Below are 17,679 nucleotides of genomic sequence, written 5' to 3'. Positions count from 1 at the left end.
TCAGTTATTTTGATAAATATCCCGGTACAAGCGGCTTTCGAAACGCACCAGCGGAGCGCGACGCTGTTTCTGATCTTCCGGTGGTACGGCATAACCCGACAGGTATTGTACGAACGCAAAACGTTGGCCGCTGGCGGTGGTGATAAAGCCCGCCAGGTTATACACGCCCTGCAGTGCGCCGGTTTTGGCGGAAACCTTGCCGTCGACGCCGGCTTCGTGCAGCCCGCCACGGTAGCGCAGGGTGCCGTCGTAGCCGGACAGCGGCAGCATCGAAATAAAGTTCAGTTCGCTGTCATGCTGCGCAATGTACTGCAACGCCTGCATCATGGTCGCCGGGGCCAGCAGGTTATGGCGGGAGAGGCCAGAGCCGTCCACCACTATGCTGTTGCCCAGATCAACCCCGGCCTTCTGACGCAGTACCTGACGTACGGCATCTGCGCCGGCGCGCCAGGTGCCCGGAACGCCGAAACGTTCATGGCCGATGGTGCGAAACACGGTATCGGCGATCATGTTGTCCGATTTCTTCAGCATGATCTTCAGCAGCTCGTGCAGCGGCGCCGATTGCGTTTGCGCAATCACCGTGCCGGCCAGGCCAGGCTGAGTCTGGCGTTTCAGGTGGCCATCTATCTGGATGCCGGCTTGCGTCAGTTCATCTTTCAAGATAGCGCCGGCATAGCTGGCGCCATCCTGAATGGCGAAGGCCAGCGGCAGCGGATCGCTGCGTTGGGTCAGACAGCCAGTCAGGGTAAAGCGGTTCAATTCGCCCGGCACCACGTCCAGCTCACAGTATTGGGCGTCCGCAGAGCCTCTCGCCAGCGTTCGCACCTGGCTGAACATATTGACCGGGTAATAAGAGGCCACGCGTATAAAGGCCATGTCGCCCGGGTTTGGCGCACTGTACAGCGATACCGAGAAGCAGTTGCGATCGACAATCGCCGCTGCCGGCGGTGCGCTGAAGCACTGCGTCAGATCGTTCCACGGCCAGCCAGGGGCTTTGTCGTGGCTGGCGAATACCGACGTGTCGACCAGCACGTCGCCGGTAATCTGGCGCACGCCCTGTTTTTTCAGGATCGCCACCATATTGCGCAGGCTCTGGCGTTTAAAGGTCGGGTCGCCGCTGAAGCGGGCGATCAGATTGCCCCGCAGTACGCCGTCGCTGATATCGCCCTGGCTTTCCAGCGTGGTGGTGAAACGATAATCGGGGCCTAGCTGCAACAAGGCAGCCAGCGCCGTCAGCACCTTTTGGGTACTGGCCGGTAACGCCATTTGCTGTGAATGATAATCGATGGTCGGCGCATCGGCGCCGATCTTCTGAACTACCAGGGCAAGGTTGGCCCCATCAGGCAAATATTGTGTGTAATCTTCCACCGGGGCCGCATTTGCATTCAGAACAAATGCGCAAGCCAATGCACTGACAATTCGTGAAAAACGCATAATCTCGGGATAACAGCTGGATAACGTGCCGTCATACTACGGTGCATTCAGGGAGAAAGTAAACGATGACCCTCAAGGAACTCTACGCTAAAATGCGTATCAAAATGCAAAATCGATCCTGACTTGGGCGAATGTTCCGAGTCAGGCTTCTTTTGTTTGTCGCCTGGAGGCGGGGGGATATACACCCACCGTTTTTTCATTCGAAGACGTCAGGATGACGGCTATTTGAACAGGAAAGATTTAGAGGTATTCACTATATGAAACAGATTCCGATGACCTTGTTTGGCGCTGAAAAACTGCGCGAAGAGCTTGAATATCTGAAGGGCGTGCGTCGTCCGAAAATCATTGCGGACATTGCTGACGCCCGTGAACACGGCGATTTGAAAGAAAACGCAGAGTACCATGCTGCCCGTGAACAGCAGGGTTTTTGCGAAGGACGCATTCAGGAAATTGAAGCCAAACTGTCGAACGCGCAGATAATCGACATCACCAAGATGCCAAACAATGGCCGCGTGATTTTTGGCTCCACCGTTTCGGTGATGAACCTGGATAGCGAAGAAGAAGTGACTTACCGAATCGTGGGTGACGATGAGGCCGACTTCAAGAAAAATCTGATTTCGGTAAATTCGCCCATGGCACGCGGCTTGATCGGTAAAGAGCAGGATGATGTGGTCGTCATTAAAACCCCGGGCGGCGATGTAGATTACGAAATCCTGAAGGTTGAATATCTCTGATATACGCCCGATCGTTCAGAAATTCGCCAGGGTTTTGTAAAGAAAGGAAAAAGGCCGCACGCGGCCTTTTATCTGAGTCTGGTGCATGGCACCTTTTCGTTAACTCAATGCTTATTAACGCGGTAGACTGATCTTGCGCTCTTTCGAAGGGCGGTAAAGAATAAGCGTACTGCCGATGACTTGCACGTTGCAGGCACCCGTTTCACGTACGATAGCGTCGGCGATCAGGGTTTTGGTTTCGCGATCTTCAGCAGCGATTTTTACCTTGATCAGCTCATGATGCTCCAGAGCCTGTTCAATTTCAGCCAGCACCCCTTCGGTGAGACCGTTATTACCCAGCATGACAACCGGTTTTAACGGATGCGCCAAGCCTTTCAGGTGCTGTTTTTGTTTATTATTCAGATTCATTGTCTTTTTTGCTTAAGTTGGGATTGAAAACGGTACATTCTACCGCCATCTCATGTATATCACCAAATCGGTCTTCACCGGTGTGAGTCTACGTGAGCAGCGAACCTGACATAAGACTCTTTTATGATAGTTGGAAAACGAGATGGCTAATAAAAAGCGTTCTGCTAGCTCCAGTCGCTGGTTACAAGAACACTTTAGCGATAAATATGTGCAACAGGCGCAGAAAAAAGGGCTGCGTTCGCGCGCCTGGTTTAAACTTGATGAAATACAGCAGAGTGACAAGCTGTTTAAACCCGGCATGACCGTAGTGGATTTAGGCGCAGCGCCGGGCGGTTGGTCGCAATATGTAGTGACGCAGATCGGCGGTAACGGTCGCATCATCGCCTGTGATATTTTGCCAATGGATCCTATCGTTGGCGTCGATTTCCTTCAGGGCGATTTTCGTGATGAACTGGTCCTTAAAGCTCTGTTGGAACGTGTAGGTGAAAGTAAGGTTCAGGTGGTTATGTCTGACATGGCCCCGAATATGAGTGGCACTCCGGCCGTCGATATTCCGAGATCGATGTATCTGGTGGAATTAGCACTGGGAATGTGTCGTGATGTCCTCGCACCAGGCGGAAGTTTCCTGGTGAAGGTGTTCCAGGGAGATGGCTTTGACGAGTACCTACGGGAAATTCGCTCCCTGTTTACGAAGGTTAAGATTCGTAAGCCAGACGCTTCCCGCGCACGTTCGCGCGAAGTGTACATTGTAGCGACAGGGCGCAAGCTGTAGTACCCTAACGCTGTTTGTTAACACAGTTGTAATATGAGGTTAATCCCTTGAGTGACATGGCGAAAAACCTAATACTCTGGTTAGTCATCGCGGTAGTGTTGATGTCTGTATTCCAGAGCTTTGGGCCCAGCGAGTCGAATGGCCGTAGGGTGGATTACTCTACCTTCATGTCCGAACTGACCCAGGACCAGGTTCGCGAAGCGCGAATCAACGGACGTGAAATTAACGTTACCAAGAAAGACAGTAACAAATACACGACCTACATCCCTGTCAACGATCCTAAGTTGCTGGATACGTTGTTGACGAAAAATGTGAAAGTTGTTGGTGAACCGCCTGAAGAGCCGAGTTTGCTGGCTTCTATCTTTATTTCATGGTTCCCGATGCTGTTGCTGATCGGGGTCTGGATCTTCTTCATGCGGCAGATGCAGGGCGGCGGCGGCAAGGGCGCGATGTCCTTCGGCAAGAGCAAGGCCCGTATGCTGACGGAAGACCAGATCAAAACCACTTTTGCTGACGTTGCCGGTTGCGATGAAGCAAAAGAGGAAGTGAGCGAACTGGTGGAATACCTGCGCGAGCCGAGCCGTTTCCAGAAATTAGGCGGCAAGATCCCGAAAGGCGTGCTGATGGTTGGCCCGCCGGGGACCGGTAAAACGCTGTTGGCGAAAGCCATCGCGGGTGAGGCAAAAGTGCCGTTCTTCACCATTTCCGGCTCCGACTTCGTGGAAATGTTTGTGGGTGTGGGTGCTTCCCGTGTGCGCGACATGTTCGAGCAGGCCAAGAAAGCGGCACCGTGCATCATCTTCATCGATGAAATCGACGCCGTCGGTCGCCAGCGTGGCGCCGGTCTGGGTGGCGGTCATGATGAACGTGAGCAAACGCTGAACCAAATGCTGGTTGAGATGGACGGTTTTGAAGGCAATGAAGGCATTATCGTCATCGCTGCGACCAACCGTCCGGACGTGCTTGACCCGGCGTTGCTGCGTCCAGGCCGTTTCGACCGTCAGGTCGTGGTGGGTCTGCCGGACGTGCGTGGCCGTGAACAAATCCTGAAGGTGCATTCACGTCGCGTGCCGTTGGCCCCAGATGTTGATGCCTCTGTGCTTGCACGTGGTACCCCGGGCTTCTCCGGTGCGGACCTGGCCAACCTGGTCAACGAAGCGGCGCTGTTTGCCGCTCGCGGCAACAAACGCGTAGTGTCGATGGTTGAGTTCGAAAAAGCCAAAGACAAGATCATGATGGGTGCGGAACGTCGCTCCATGGTGATGACCGAAGCGCAGAAAGAGTCGACCGCGTATCACGAAGCAGGCCACGCCATTATCGGCCGTCTGGTTCCTGAGCACGATCCGGTGCACAAGGTCACTATTATTCCGCGTGGCCGTGCGTTGGGCGTCACCTTCTTCCTGCCGGAAGGCGATGCTATCAGCGCCAGCCGTCAGAAGCTGGAGAGCCAAATCTCTACTCTGTACGGCGGTCGTCTGGCTGAAGAGATCATTTACGGGCCAGAGAAAGTCTCTACCGGCGCGTCGAACGACATTAAAGTGGCGACCTCGATTGCCCGCAACATGGTGACCCAATGGGGCTTCTCCGAGAAGCTGGGGCCGCTGCTGTATGCGGAAGAAGAGGGCGAAGTGTTCCTGGGCCGTTCAGTGGCCAAAGCGAAACACATGTCGGATGAAACAGCTCGCATCATCGACCAGGAAGTGAAATCCCTGATCGAACGCAACTACATCCGTGCACGTGCATTGTTGATGGAAAACATGGACATCCTGCATTCAATGAAGGATGCCTTGATGAAGTATGAAACCATCGATGCGCCACAGATCGACGATCTGATGAACCGTAAAGATGTGCGTCCGCCAGCGGGTTGGGACGATGTGAACAAGGGCAGCAATTCCGACAACGGCGGCACTCCAAAAGCCCCGACGCCGGTAGATGAGCCACGCACGCCAAACCCGGGCAATACCATGTCTGAACAGCTAGACAAGTAACTTTGGCTGTGTAATAACATCGAACCCCGGCATGCCGGGGTTTTTTATTGCCCGGCGGGCAGTGACCCAGGCAACAGTAAGGTGAATTAGCGATGCAGTTAACCGTGCGAGACATGACTCTCGATCTTTCCCACCCGCGAGTGATGGGGATCCTCAACGTAACCCCGGATTCTTTCTCTGACGGCGGCCGTCACAACACTCTGAATCAGGCGCTGTTGCATGCGCATGCGCTGATTTCGGCCGGTGCGACCATGATTGATGTGGGGGGCGAGTCGACCAGGCCGGGAGCCGCGGAGGTCAGTGAAGAGGAAGAGATTGCACGCGTAGTGCCGGTAGTCGAAGCGATTGCCCAGCGTTTTGAAGTTTTTATCTCTGTGGATACCTCTAAAGCGGGCGTGATCCGCGAATCGGCGCAGGCAGGGGCGCATCTGATAAACGACATTCGCTCGCTGCAGGAGCCCGGCGCATTGGCTGCGGCGGCCGAAAGCGGGCTACCGGTGTGCCTGATGCATATGCAGGGGCAACCGCGTACCATGCAGCAGGCCCCGCACTATGACGATCTTATTGCTGATGTGAACACATTTTTCCAACGGCATATTGAACGCTGCAATGCCGCCGGCATTACAAATCAGAAATTGCTGCTCGACCCAGGATTCGGTTTCGGTAAGAATTTGGCTCACAATTATCAACTGCTGGCCAGATTGTCAGAGTTTCATCACTTTGGTCTGCCGCTATTGGTAGGGATGTCGCGTAAGTCGATGATTGGACAACTGCTGAATGTACCCCCGGAACAGCGGGTTATCGGCAGCGTGGCCTGTGCGGTAATCGCCGCTATGCAGGGCGCACAGATTGTCAGAGTGCATGACGTTAAAGAAACCGTCGAGGCGATGCGTGTCGTCGAGGCAACACTTTCAGCTAAGGGATGACAGAGACATGAGTGAGCGCAAATATTTTGGTACCGACGGCATTCGTGGCAAAGTCGGCGATAGCCCTATTACCCCGGATTTCGTGCTGAAACTTGGCTGGGCGGCGGGTAAGGTGCTGGCACGTCACGGTTCCCGCAAAATCATTATCGGCAAAGATACCCGCATTTCAGGCTACATGCTGGAATCGGCACTGGAGGCAGGTCTGGCCGCTGCGGGGCTATCCGCCTCGTTCACCGGCCCAATGCCGACGCCGGCGGTGGCTTATCTGACGCGCACCTTCCGTGCCGAAGCCGGGATCGTGATCTCTGCATCACATAACCCGTTCTACGACAACGGCATTAAGTTCTTCTCCATTGACGGGGCGAAGCTGCCGGATCATGTCGAAGAAGCCATTGAAGCCGAAATGGAAAAACCGCTGACCTGCGTGGAATCTGCCGAATTGGGCAAGGCCAGCCGGATTATCGATGCCGCCGGTCGTTACATCGAATTCTGCAAAGGTACCTTCCCGAGCGAACTGAGCCTGAAGGGCCTGAAAATTGTGGTGGACTGCGCCAACGGCGCGACCTACCACATAGCACCGAGCGTGTTGCGTGAGTTGGGCGCTACGGTGATTGCTATCGGCGTTGAGCCGGACGGCATGAATATCAATGAGAAATGCGGTGCGACCGATGTTCGCCAACTGCAAGAACGCGTACTGCTGGAAAAAGCGCATGTCGGCCTGGCGTTTGACGGAGACGGCGACCGCGTGATGATGGTTGATCACCTTGGCAACAAGGTAGATGGCGACCAGATTCTGTATATCATCGCCCGTGAGGGGCTGCGTCAGGGCCAGTTGCGCGGTGGCGCCGTCGGTACGTTGATGAGCAATATGGGCCTGGAGCTGGCGCTCAAGCAGCTTGGTATCCCGTTTGCCCGTGCGAAAGTGGGTGACCGTTACGTTCTGGAGAAGCTGCAGGAGCTGGGCTGGCGCATTGGTGCGGAAAACTCCGGCCACGTGATCCTGCTGGACAAAACCACGACGGGCGATGGCATCATTGCCGGCCTGCAGGTGTTGACTGCGATAGTCCGTAACAGCATGAGTTTGCACGACCTGTGCAGCGGCATGAAACTGCTGCCGCAGATCCTGGTTAACGTACGTTTTGTCGGCGAGCACAACCCGTTGGAGTCTGAAGAGGTGCGTAAAGTCGCCGAGCAGGTTGAAATCGAGTTGGCTGGCCGTGGCCGCGTTCTTTTGCGTAAATCAGGTACCGAACCTTTGATCCGCGTGATGGTGGAAGGTGAGGATGAACAGCAGGTTACCGCGTTGGCGCACCGTATTGCCGATGCAGTGAAGTCTGCCGGTTAACGGATCGCTGACAAGCCGGGGGCGGTTTGCTGCCCCCGGAAAACACAGCCTGCGAATTTTGTTGGTGCTTTTTTCCGCAAACGCGCCGGCGGCTGCAAATTGCCCTTGCGTGGGTTAGCGGCTTTGGTTAGTATTCACACCCGCTTCAGTGGGCAGTTTGATACAATGCCTGCGACTTCTTAATAGAAAAGAAGCCTTTGGGGTGTGAAGCATTTGGCACGCGGTGAAGCCGCAAGGATACGGGTACAACTATGTACGAAGCTCTTCTGGTAATTTTCCTGCTGATCTCAATCGGGCTGGTTGCTCTGATTATGCTGCAGCAAGGTAAAGGCGCTGATATGGGAGCCTCATTCGGAGCAGGTGCGTCTGGCACATTGTTCGGTTCGAGTGGTTCCGGTAACTTCATGACCCGCATGACGGCTGTTCTGGCGGCGCTGTTCTTCGTCATCAGTTTGATCCTGGGCAACCTGAGCACCAACCAGAGCAAGAAAGGCAGCGAGTGGGAAAACCTCGGTCAGCCAGTGAAATCTGAGCAGACTACCGCGCCGGCAGCACCAACCAAGCCGAGCAGCGATATCCCACAGTAAGCGGCAAGCAGTAACAGAGTTTGAAAACGGTTGTTGTTACCTCAATAAAATAACAGCCGTTAGCAGCAAGAATCAGTACCGAGGTGGTGGAATTGGTAGACACGCTACCTTGAGGTGGTAGTGCCCTAACGGGCTTGTGGGTTCGAGTCCCATCCTCGGTACCAAATCCCAGAGATAACTTGCAATTTTGCGATTATCGGCGTAGTATTTGCCACGTTTTCGGACGCGGGGTGGAGCAGCCTGGTAGCTCGTCGGGCTCATAACCCGAAGGTCGTCGGTTCAAATCCGGCCCCCGCAACCACTTTCCTTTAAGTGTTTATTTTCAAATACACTTTTCGATTGAAATCCGCTTTTCTCGAACAACATTTGAAAATGGCACTTGTTAGAAAGTTGCACCGAAGCCGCTTTGCGGCAAACAGGGTCCAGTTGCATAAAGCCCCGAATTTTCGGGGTTTTTTGTTATTTGGCAACAGAATCACTGGGCTATAGGCCCTTTTTTTATGTCTTGGGGGTGGGCTTGTCCACATTAGAGCAAAAATTAACAGAGATGCTTTCGGCACCGGTAGAAGCGTTGGGCTTTGAGCTTGTAGGCATCGAATTTATTCGTGCGCGCCAATCGACGCTCCGTATCTATATTGATAGTGAAAATGGCATCAATGTTGACGATTGTGCTGATGTCAGCCACCAGGTCAGCGCTGTATTGGACGTCGAAGAGCCAATCACAGTCGCTTACAACTTGGAAGTCTCCTCTCCTGGCCTTGATCGCCCGATGTTCACCGCTGAGCACTATACTCGTTTCCTCGGTGAAGAAGTCAGCCTGGTCCTGCGTATGGCCGTACAGAACCGTCGCAAATGGCAGGGCATTATTAAGTCTGTCGATGGCGAGATGATCACGGTTACTGTGGAAGGGAAAGATGAAGTGTTCGCGCTGAGCAACATCCAGAAAGCGAACCTGGTACCCCACTTTTAAAGTTTGGATGAGGCAACTAGGATGAATAAAGAGATTCTGGCTGTTGTTGAAGCTGTTTCCAACGAAAAATCCCTTCCGCGTGAGAAGATTTTCGAAGCGTTGGAAACTGCATTAGCCACCGCAACCAAGAAAAAATACGAGCAGGAAATTGAGGTTCGCGTCAGCATTGACCGCAAAACCGGCGATTTCGATACCTTCCGTCGTTGGGTCGCTGTAGATGAAGTGACTCAGCCAACGCGTGAAATCACGCTGGAAGCCGCTCAGTACGAAGAGCCAGGCATCGAGTTGGGCGGGTACATTGAAGATCAGATCGAATCTGTAACCTTTGACCGTATCACCACCCAAACCGCGAAACAGGTTATCGTACAGAAAGTACGTGAAGCCGAACGCGCCATGGTCGTTGACGCTTTCCGCCAGCACGAAGGTGAAATCGTCACCGGTGTGGTGAAGAAAGTTAACCGTGACAGCATTGCGCTGGACCTGGGCAGCAACGCCGAGGCGGTTATTGGCCGTGAAGACATGCTGCCGCGCGAAAACTTCCGTCCGGGCGACCGCATTCGCGGCATATTGTACGCCGTCCGTCCTGAAGCTCGTGGCGCACAGCTGTTCGTCAGCCGCTCCAGCGCCGAGATGCTGAAAGAACTGTTCCGCATCGAAGTGCCAGAAATCGGCGAAGAAGTGATTGAGATTAAAGCGGCAGCCCGTGATCCTGGCTCCCGTGCAAAAATTGCTGTGAAAACCAACGACAAGCGCATCGACCCGGTCGGCGCTTGCGTAGGTATGCGCGGTGCGCGCGTTCAGGCCGTTTCGAGTGAACTCGGCGGCGAACGTATCGATATCATCCTGTGGGATGATAACCCTGCGCAGTTCGTCATCAACGCCATGGCACCGGCAGACGTTGCCTCTATCGTGGTTGATGAAGATAATTGCACCATGGATATCGCCGTTGAAGCCAGCAATCTGGCACAGGCGATCGGCCGTAATGGCCAAAACGTGCGTTTGGCTTCCCAATTGTTAAAACAGCATCGTGACGATGACCGTTGGGAACTGAACGTGATGACGGCGGACGATCTGCAGGCCAAGCACCAGGCCGAAGCTCATGCCGCCATTGATACCTTCACCAAGTATCTTGATATCGACGAAGATTTCGCCACCGTACTGGTCGAAGAAGGCTTCTCTACTCTGGAAGAGTTGGCTTATGTGCCAATCAAAGAGCTGCTGGAAATTGACGGTCTGGATGAAGATATGGTTGAAGCGTTGCGCGATCGCGCCAAAGCTGCATTGACCACGCTTGCCCTGGCCCAAGAAGAGAGCCTGGGTGACCAAAAACCTGCTGACGATTTGCTCAACCTTCCGGGTCTTGAGCGCAGCATGGCCTTTAAACTGGCCGCGCGTGGGGTTTGTACGCTGGAAGATCTTGCCGAGCAGGGTGTTGACGATCTGGCTGATATTGAAGGGCTTAGCGATGAGCAAGCCGGCGAGCTGATTATGGCCGCACGTAATATCTGTTGGTTTGGCGACAACGCGTAATAAACTGTAGCAGGAAGGAACAGCATGACGACAGATGTAACCGTAAAATCGCTGGCAGCAGAGATTCAGACTCCAGTTGATCGCCTGGTACAGCAGTTTGCTGATGCAGGGATTAACAAGTCTGAGACAGACTCTGTAACCCAGCACGAGAAAGAAGCCTTACTGGCGCACCTTAACCGTGAACACGGTAGTGCGCCGGGTAAGCTCACGTTGCAGCGCAAAACGCGAAGCACCTTGAATATTCCGAGCACCGGCGGTAAAAGTAAATCGGTGCAAATCGAAGTCCGCAAGAAACGCACTTATGTAAATCGCGATACGCCAGAAGCCCAACAGGCTGAAGCGGCAGAGCAGGCACAGCGTGAAGCGGAAGAGCAGGCACAGCGCGCAGCGGAAGAGCTGGCGAAACGCGAAGCAGAAGCAAAGCGCGCAGCCGAAGACCAAGCCAAACGTGAGGCCGCGGAGATTGCTAAGCGTAATTCAGCGGAAAAAGAAAAAGTGACCAATCAACATACCGACGAAATGACCAAGCCAGCTCAGGCAGAAAAAGCACGCCGTGAAGCCGAAGCCGCAGAACTGAAACGTAAAGCGGAAGAGGAAGTGCGCCGCAAGGTTGAAGAAGACGCCAAACGCGTAGCGGAAGAAGCGCGCCGCATGGCCGAAGAGAACGGCGAGAAGTGGGCTGAAGCTGAAGCGGCAAGCGCTGCAGTTGAAACAGCCGATTACCACGTGACCACCTCTCAGCACGCCCGTGCAGCCGAAGACGAAAACGACGCCAAAGTTGAAGGCGAGCGCCGCGCCCGCACTCGTGGCGGCAAAGCGACCAAGCAGAAGAAAGGCAACAAGCTTTCCGAGTCTAAAGCAGACCGTGAAGAAGCGCGCGCCGTTACCCGTGGCGGTAAAGGCAAGCGTAAGCCAAGCACCCTTCAGCAGGGCTTCAACAAGCCGGCTCAGGTGGTTAACCGTGACGTTGTGATCGGCGAAACCATCACCGTAGCCGAATTGGCTAACAAAATGGCGGTTAAAGGTTCTCAGGTCATCAAAGCGATGATGAAACTGGGCGCAATGGCCACCATTAACCAGGTCATCGACCAGGAAACCGCGCAACTGGTTGCCGAAGAGATGGGCCACAAAGTTATCCTGCGTCGTGAGAACGAGCTGGAAGAAGCGCTGATGAGCGACCGTGATACCGGTGCTGCTGCTGAGTCACGCGCACCTGTCGTGACCATCATGGGCCACGTTGACCACGGTAAAACTTCTCTGCTGGACTACATCCGCTCCACCAAGGTGGCAGCAGGCGAGGCCGGTGGTATTACCCAGCATATCGGTGCTTACCACGTAGAAACCGACAACGGCATGATCACCTTCCTGGATACCCCAGGCCACGCAGCCTTTACCTCAATGCGTGCCCGCGGTGCTCAGGCGACCGACATCGTTGTTCTGGTTGTTGCTGCCGACGACGGCGTGATGCCGCAAACCATCGAAGCTATCCAGCATGCGAAAGCAGCGAAGGTGCCGTTGGTCGTTGCAGTGAACAAAATTGACAAGCCGGAAGCCGATCCGGACCGCGTTAAGCAGGAACTGTCCCAGTACGGCGTTATGCCGGAAGAGTGGGGCGGCGAAGCACAGTTCGTTCACGTATCTGCGAAAGCCGGTACCGGTATCGACGAACTGCTGAACGCTATCCTGCTGCAGGCTGAAGTTCTCGAACTGAAAGCCGTACGCAGCGGCATGGCCAGCGGCGTGGTTATCGAATCCTTCCTGGATAAAGGTCGTGGTCCGGTTGCTACCGTGCTGGTACAGGAAGGTACGCTGAACAAAGGCGATATCGTTCTGTGTGGCTTCGAATACGGCCGCGTACGTGCGATGCGTGACGAGCTGGGTCGCGAAGTGACCTCTGCTGGTCCTTCTATTCCGGTTGAGATCCTGGGCCTGTCCAGCGTTCCTGCCGCCGGTGATGAAGCGACCGTGGTGCGTGACGAGAAGAAAGCGCGTGAAGTTGCGCTGTACCGTCAAGGCAAGTTCCGCGAAGTCAAGCTGGCACGTCAGCAGAAATCTAAACTGGAAAACATGTTCGCCAACATGACCGACGGTGAAGTTTCCGAGCTGAACATCGTACTGAAGTCCGACGTACAGGGTTCCTGTGAAGCGATTTGCGAATCACTGCTGAAACTCTCTACCGACGAAGTGAAAGTGAAGATTGTTGGCTCCGGCGTAGGGGGCATCACCGAAACCGACGCTACGTTGGCAGCGGCTTCCAATGCCATCATCCTGGGCTTCAACGTCCGTGCCGACGCTTCTGCGCGCCGCGTGATCGATGCAGAAAGCCTGGATCTGCGTTACTACTCCGTGATCTATAACCTGATCGACGAAGTGAAGCAGGCGATGAGCGGTATGCTGGCGCCTGAGTACAAGCAGCAGATTATCGGTCTGGCCGCAGTGCGCGACGTGTTCAAATCACCGAAATTCGGTGCCATCGCAGGTTGTATGGTTACCGAAGGGACAATCAAGCGTCACAACCCAATCCGCGTTCTGCGCGACAACGTGGTTATCTATGAAGGCGAGCTGGAATCCCTGCGCCGCTTTAAAGATGACGTTAACGAAGTCCGTAACGGCATGGAATGTGGTATCGGCGTTAAGAACTACAACGACGTGCGCGTCGGCGACATGATCGAAGTGTTCGAAATCATTGAGATTCAACGCACCATCGCTTAACGCTTGCACATCTGCTTAAGTCTGTTCCGGGGGGCCTTGTGCCCCCCGATTTGTCTGGAGAATCCATAATGGCAAAAGAATTCAGCCGCGGTCAGCGCGTGGCACAAGAGATGCAAAAAGAGATTGCTATCATTCTGCAGCGTGAAGTCAAAGATCCGCGTATCGGCATGGCTACCGTTTCTGGTGTAGAAGTTTCTCGCGACTTGGCGTACGCCAAGGTTTACGTCACCTTCCTGAACGTGCTGACTGAAAACGCCGATCCGGATCTGGTGTCTAAAGGCATTAAAGCGCTGGAAGACGCTTCCGGCTACATCCGTACGCTGCTGGGTAAAGCCATGCGCTTGCGCGTGGTGCCTGAACTGACCTTCGCATACGACAACTCACTGGTAGAAGGCATGCGCATGTCCAACCTGGTGACTAACGTGGTGAAAAACGACGCCGAACGCCGTTCCGCATCAGGCGATGACGAGGAGGCTTAATGAGTCGCCCTCGTCGCCGCGGCCGTGATATTCACGGCGTACTGTTGCTGGACAAACCGCAGGGTCTGTCGTCCAACGACGCTTTGCAAAAAGTGAAACGCCTTTATAACGCCAATCGCGCGGGCCACACCGGCGCGCTCGATCCGCTGGCGACCGGCATGCTGCCGATCTGCCTGGGCGAGGCGACCAAGTTCTCGCAATTCCTGCTCGATTCCGATAAACGCTATCGTGTCATTGCCAGGCTGGGTCAGCGTACCGACACCTCGGATGCGGACGGCCAGATTGTGCAAGAGCGTCCAGTGAATTTCACCCAGGCGCAACTTGATGCGGCACTGGACAGTTTCCGTGGCGATATCAAGCAGGTGCCGTCGATGTACTCGGCGCTGAAGTACCAGGGCAAGAAACTCTATGAGTATGCACGCCAGGGTATCGAAGTACCGCGTGAAGCGCGCAGCATCAAGGTATATGAACTGCAGTTCATTCGCTGGGAAGGGGATGAGCTGGAGTTGGAAATCCATTGTTCGAAAGGCACCTACATCCGCACCATCACCGATGATCTCGGCGAATTGCTGGGCTGCGGCGCGCACGTGATCTATCTGCGTCGCCTGCAGGTAGCGACTTATCCAATCGAACGCATGGTCACGCTTGAACAGTTGAATTCGCTGCTGGAGCAGGCCCAGGCACAGGATATCGCGCCTGGCGAGTTGCTCGATCCGTTGCTGATGCCGATGGACAGCCCGGTAGAAAACTACCCGGAAGTGAATTTGCTGCCGGTGGTTGCGGGTTACGTCAAGCAGGGGCAACCGGTACAAGTTGCCGGCGCGCCGGCCTCGGGCATGGTGCGAATGACCGAAGGTGAAGAGCGTAAATTTATCGGCGTCGGTGACATTGCCGATGACGGTCGCGTAGCGCCGCGCCGCCTGGTAGTCGAACATTTCGACTGAGGCTGGAAAACGCACTGCCTTGCGATCGCTCTGCGCTAAGAGTAGAATGGCGCAGCTTATGCATTGGGTTGCTGAATTAGAGATCGGCGCCTGTATTTATTATCTATAATCTGGAGTATGACAATGTCTCTAAGTGTTGAAGCTAAAGCTCAAATCGTAGCTGATTTTGGTCGTGGTACTAACGACAGCGGTTCTACCGAAGTTCAGGTTGCCCTGTTGACTGCGCAGATCAACCATCTGCAAGGCCACTTCTCAGAGCACAAAAAAGATCACCACAGCCGTCGTGGTCTGCTGCGTATGGTTTCTCAGCGTCGTAAGCTGCTGGATTACCTGAAGCGTAAAGATGTAGCACGTTACACCAGCCTGATCGAGCGTCTGGGTCTGCGTCGCTAATCTAGCAAGTTTCAGCGGAAAGGGGCCTATTTTGGCCCCTTTCTTCTAGGAAGCATAAGCAAATCAGGTTAATGTATTACTGATGTTTCCAAACAGGTTCTTCCGTTACAGAGGTTCGCGCGGCTAATGAGAGGCTTTGTCTCAGGCTTGAGATAAGGATTGTCATTAGTCGCGAGGATGTAGTGAGAAGGCAAATCGAGTCACTGGCGTGTCGAGTCGTCAATACGATTGCGCGCCGTTAATCAAGGATATAATTTTGCTGACACCGATCATTCGCAAATTCCAGTATGGCCAGCATACCGTCACCATCGAGACCGGTATGATGGCTCGTCAGGCCACCGCCGCCGTTATGGTGAGCATGGATGACACCGCAGTATTCGTTACCGTAGTTGGCCAGAAAAAAGCCAAGCCAGGCCAAAGCTTCTTCCCGCTGACCGTTAACTATCAGGAGCGTACTTACGCTGCTGGTCGTATCCCGGGCAGCTTCTTCCGTCGTGAAGGCCGTCCGAGCGAAGGCGAAACCCTGACCTCGCGCCTGATTGACCGTCCGATCCGTCCACTGTTCCCGGACAGCTTCCTGAATGAAGTTCAGGTGATCGCGACCGTAGTTTCCGTTAACCCGCAGGTAAACCCGGACATCGTTGCGATGATCGGCGCCTCTGCTGCCCTGAGCCTGTCCGGTATTCCGTTCAACGGCCCAATCGGCTCTGCACGCGTGGGTTACATCAACAATCAGTACGTGCTGAACCCAACTACCGACGAGCTGAAAGAAAGCAGCCTGGACTTGGTGGTTGCCGGTACCGCTGGCGCAGTGCTGATGGTTGAATCCGAAGCTGACGTTCTGAGCGAAGATCAGATGCTGGGCGCGGTGGTCTTTGGCCATGAGCAACAGCAGATTGTTATCGAAAACATCAACTCCCTGGTTGCCGAAGCCGGCAAGCCCAAGTGGGACTGGCAGGCGCCTGCCATCAACGAAGCGCTGCACGCGCGCGTTGCGGAACTGGCGGAAAGCCGTCTGGGCGACGCTTATCACATCACCGAGAAACAAGAGCGTTACGCTCAGGTAGATGCGATCAAGAGCAGCGTAGTTGAAGCCCTGCTGGCGCAGGACGAAACCCTGGACGCGTCTGAAATTCAGGACATCCTGGGCAGCGTTGAGAAAAACGTTGTACGTAGCCGCGTGCTGCGTGGCGAGCCGCGTATCGACGGCCGCGAAAAAGACATGATCCGTGGCCTGGACGTGCGCACCGGCGTGCTGCCGCGTACCCACGGTTCCGCACTCTTCACCCGTGGCGAGACTCAGGCTCTGGTTACCGCAACGCTGGGCACCGCCCGTGACGCGCAGAATCTGGACGAGCTGATGGGCGAGAAGACCGACAGCTTCCTGTTCCACTATAACTTCCCTCCGTACTCCGTAGGTGAGACCGGTATGGTGGGTTCGCCTAAACGTCGTGAAATTGGTCACGGTCGCCTGGCGAAACGCGGTGTATTGGCTATGATGCCTAAACCGGAAGATTTCCCGTACACGGTGCGTGTGGTTTCTGAAATCACCGAATCCAACGGTTCTTCTTCAATGGCTTCTGTCTGTGGTGCCTCTTTGGCGCTGATGGACGCAGGCGTGCCAATCAAGGCAGCTGTTGCGGGTATCGCAATGGGCCTGGTTAAAGAACAAGATAACTTTGTCGTTCTGTCCGACATTCTGGGTGACGAAGATCACCTGGGCGACATGGACTTCAAAGTAGCCGGTAGCCGTGACGGTATTACCGCGCTGCAGATGGACATTAAAATTGAAGGCATCACCCGCGAAATCATGCAGGTGGCACTGAACCAGGCCAAGGGCGCGCGTCTGCACATCCTGGGCGTAATGGAACAGGCTATCAGCACTCCGCGTGGCGATATCTCTCAGTTCGCACCACGTATCCACACAATCCGAATCAACCCGGACAAGATCAAAGACGTGATCGGTAAAGGCGGCTCAGTCATCCGTGCGCTGACTGAAGAGACCGGCACTACCATCGAAATCGAAGATGATGGTACGGTTAAAATTGCTGCTACCGACGGTGAGAAAGCCAAGTTCGCTATCCGCCGCATCGAAGAGATCACCGCAGAGATCGAAGTGGGCCGTATTTACCAGGGTAAAGTTACCCGTATCGTTGATTTCGGCGCATTCGTGGCGATCGGCGGCGGTAAAGAAGGTCTGGTGCACATCTCTCAAATCGCTGACAAGCGCGTTGAGAAAGTGACCGACTATCTGCAGATGGGTCAGGAAGTACCGGTTAAGGTACTGGAAGTTGACCGTCAGGGCCGTGTGCGTCTGAGCATCAAAGAAGCTACAGCGCCAGAAGCAGACTCGTCTGCACCTGCGCCTGAAGCAGAATAACTGTATAGATAGATTTACAGCTCCCTGCCATGGGGTTGGGAGCTGTTCGTATCGCGCGGGTAGGATGCCTGCGTATT

Annotated in this window: 15 protein-coding genes and 2 tRNA genes; 15 read left to right on the top strand and 2 right to left on the bottom strand. The window is 54.6% G+C overall.

What is annotated here, in order from left to right; translation table 11 throughout:
• Positions 1-1,434 carry a serine-type D-Ala-D-Ala carboxypeptidase gene (gene dacB, locus D4100_RS14030; protein ID WP_004952830.1) on the bottom strand — a complete coding sequence of 478 codons (1,434 nt, stop codon included), beginning with the start codon at positions 1,432-1,434 and terminating at the stop codon, positions 1-3.
• 257 nt (positions 1,435-1,691) lie between these two features.
• On the opposite strand from dacB, the gene greA reads away from it, so the two are divergent.
• Positions 1,692-2,168, top strand: coding sequence for a transcription elongation factor GreA (greA, locus tag D4100_RS14025; protein WP_006317498.1), 477 nt, complete (start codon positions 1,692-1,694; stop codon positions 2,166-2,168).
• A 114-nt stretch (positions 2,169-2,282) separates the two neighbouring features.
• Here the strand turns inward: greA and yhbY are convergent, their stop codons facing one another.
• Positions 2,283-2,576 carry a ribosome assembly RNA-binding protein YhbY gene (yhbY, locus tag D4100_RS14020; protein WP_004933536.1) on the bottom strand — a complete coding sequence of 98 codons (294 nt, stop codon included), beginning with the start codon at positions 2,574-2,576 and terminating at the stop codon, positions 2,283-2,285.
• 142 nt (positions 2,577-2,718) lie between these two features.
• Here yhbY and rlmE point away from each other — a divergent pair, with 142 nt between their 5' ends.
• The 14 genes from rlmE to pnp all read left to right on the top strand — a co-directional run bounded on the left by rlmE (position 2,719) and on the right by pnp (position 17,602).
• The gene (gene rlmE, locus D4100_RS14015; RefSeq protein WP_004952836.1) at positions 2,719-3,348 is read left to right on the top strand and encodes a 23S rRNA (uridine(2552)-2'-O)-methyltransferase RlmE; all 630 of its coding nucleotides are present in this window, start codon (positions 2,719-2,721) and stop codon (positions 3,346-3,348) included.
• Positions 3,349-3,404: 56 nt separating this feature from the next.
• The gene (gene ftsH, locus D4100_RS14010; RefSeq protein WP_006317499.1) at positions 3,405-5,336 is read left to right on the top strand and encodes an ATP-dependent zinc metalloprotease FtsH; all 1,932 of its coding nucleotides are present in this window, start codon (positions 3,405-3,407) and stop codon (positions 5,334-5,336) included.
• Positions 5,337-5,428: 92 nt separating this feature from the next.
• A complete protein-coding gene (gene folP, locus D4100_RS14005; protein WP_006317500.1) occupies positions 5,429-6,262 on the top strand; it encodes a dihydropteroate synthase in 834 nt (277 codons plus the stop codon).
• Between the two features lie 7 nt (positions 6,263-6,269).
• Positions 6,270-7,607, top strand: a complete 1,338-nt coding sequence (glmM, locus tag D4100_RS14000; RefSeq protein ID WP_006317501.1) for a phosphoglucosamine mutase — start codon at positions 6,270-6,272, stop codon at positions 7,605-7,607.
• A gap of 251 nt (positions 7,608-7,858) precedes the next feature.
• A complete protein-coding gene (gene secG / locus D4100_RS13995; protein WP_006317502.1) occupies positions 7,859-8,194 on the top strand; it encodes a preprotein translocase subunit SecG in 336 nt (111 codons plus the stop codon).
• 77 nt (positions 8,195-8,271) lie between these two features.
• A tRNA-Leu gene (locus D4100_RS13990) sits at positions 8,272-8,358 on the top strand.
• A gap of 60 nt (positions 8,359-8,418) precedes the next feature.
• A tRNA-Met gene (locus D4100_RS13985) sits at positions 8,419-8,495 on the top strand.
• A gap of 216 nt (positions 8,496-8,711) precedes the next feature.
• A complete protein-coding gene (rimP, locus tag D4100_RS13980) occupies positions 8,712-9,164 on the top strand; it encodes a ribosome maturation factor RimP (protein WP_004952852.1) in 453 nt (150 codons plus the stop codon).
• 21 nt (positions 9,165-9,185) lie between these two features.
• On the top strand, positions 9,186-10,694 hold the full coding sequence (gene nusA, locus D4100_RS13975) for a transcription termination factor NusA (protein ID WP_004952855.1): 1,509 nt from the start codon (positions 9,186-9,188) through the stop codon (positions 10,692-10,694).
• Between the two features lie 24 nt (positions 10,695-10,718).
• Positions 10,719-13,406, top strand: a complete 2,688-nt coding sequence (infB, locus tag D4100_RS13970) for a translation initiation factor IF-2 (RefSeq protein ID WP_065505778.1) — start codon at positions 10,719-10,721, stop codon at positions 13,404-13,406.
• Between the two features lie 68 nt (positions 13,407-13,474).
• Positions 13,475-13,885 (top strand): 30S ribosome-binding factor RbfA, encoded by a 411-nt coding sequence (gene rbfA, locus D4100_RS13965; RefSeq protein WP_065505779.1) that lies wholly within the window; start codon positions 13,475-13,477, stop codon positions 13,883-13,885.
• Complete coding sequence (truB, locus tag D4100_RS13960; RefSeq protein WP_065505780.1) at positions 13,885-14,829, top strand: tRNA pseudouridine(55) synthase TruB; 945 nt, start codon at positions 13,885-13,887, stop codon at positions 14,827-14,829. Before rbfA ends, truB begins: the two co-directional genes overlap by 1 nt.
• 123 nt (positions 14,830-14,952) lie before the next feature.
• A complete protein-coding gene (gene rpsO, locus D4100_RS13955; RefSeq protein WP_004933502.1) occupies positions 14,953-15,222 on the top strand; it encodes a 30S ribosomal protein S15 in 270 nt (89 codons plus the stop codon).
• Between the two features lie 256 nt (positions 15,223-15,478).
• Positions 15,479-17,602 carry a polyribonucleotide nucleotidyltransferase gene (gene pnp / locus D4100_RS13945; RefSeq protein WP_065505781.1) on the top strand — a complete coding sequence of 708 codons (2,124 nt, stop codon included), beginning with the start codon at positions 15,479-15,481 and terminating at the stop codon, positions 17,600-17,602.
• Positions 17,603-17,679: the final 77 nt, after the last annotated feature.

Origin of the sequence: Serratia inhibens (assembly GCF_003591175.1) — a bacterium.
In the GTDB taxonomy this organism is placed as follows: Bacteria; Pseudomonadota; Gammaproteobacteria; order Enterobacterales; family Enterobacteriaceae; genus Serratia; species Serratia inhibens.
This window is presented reverse-complemented; position numbering and strand designations above follow the sequence as displayed.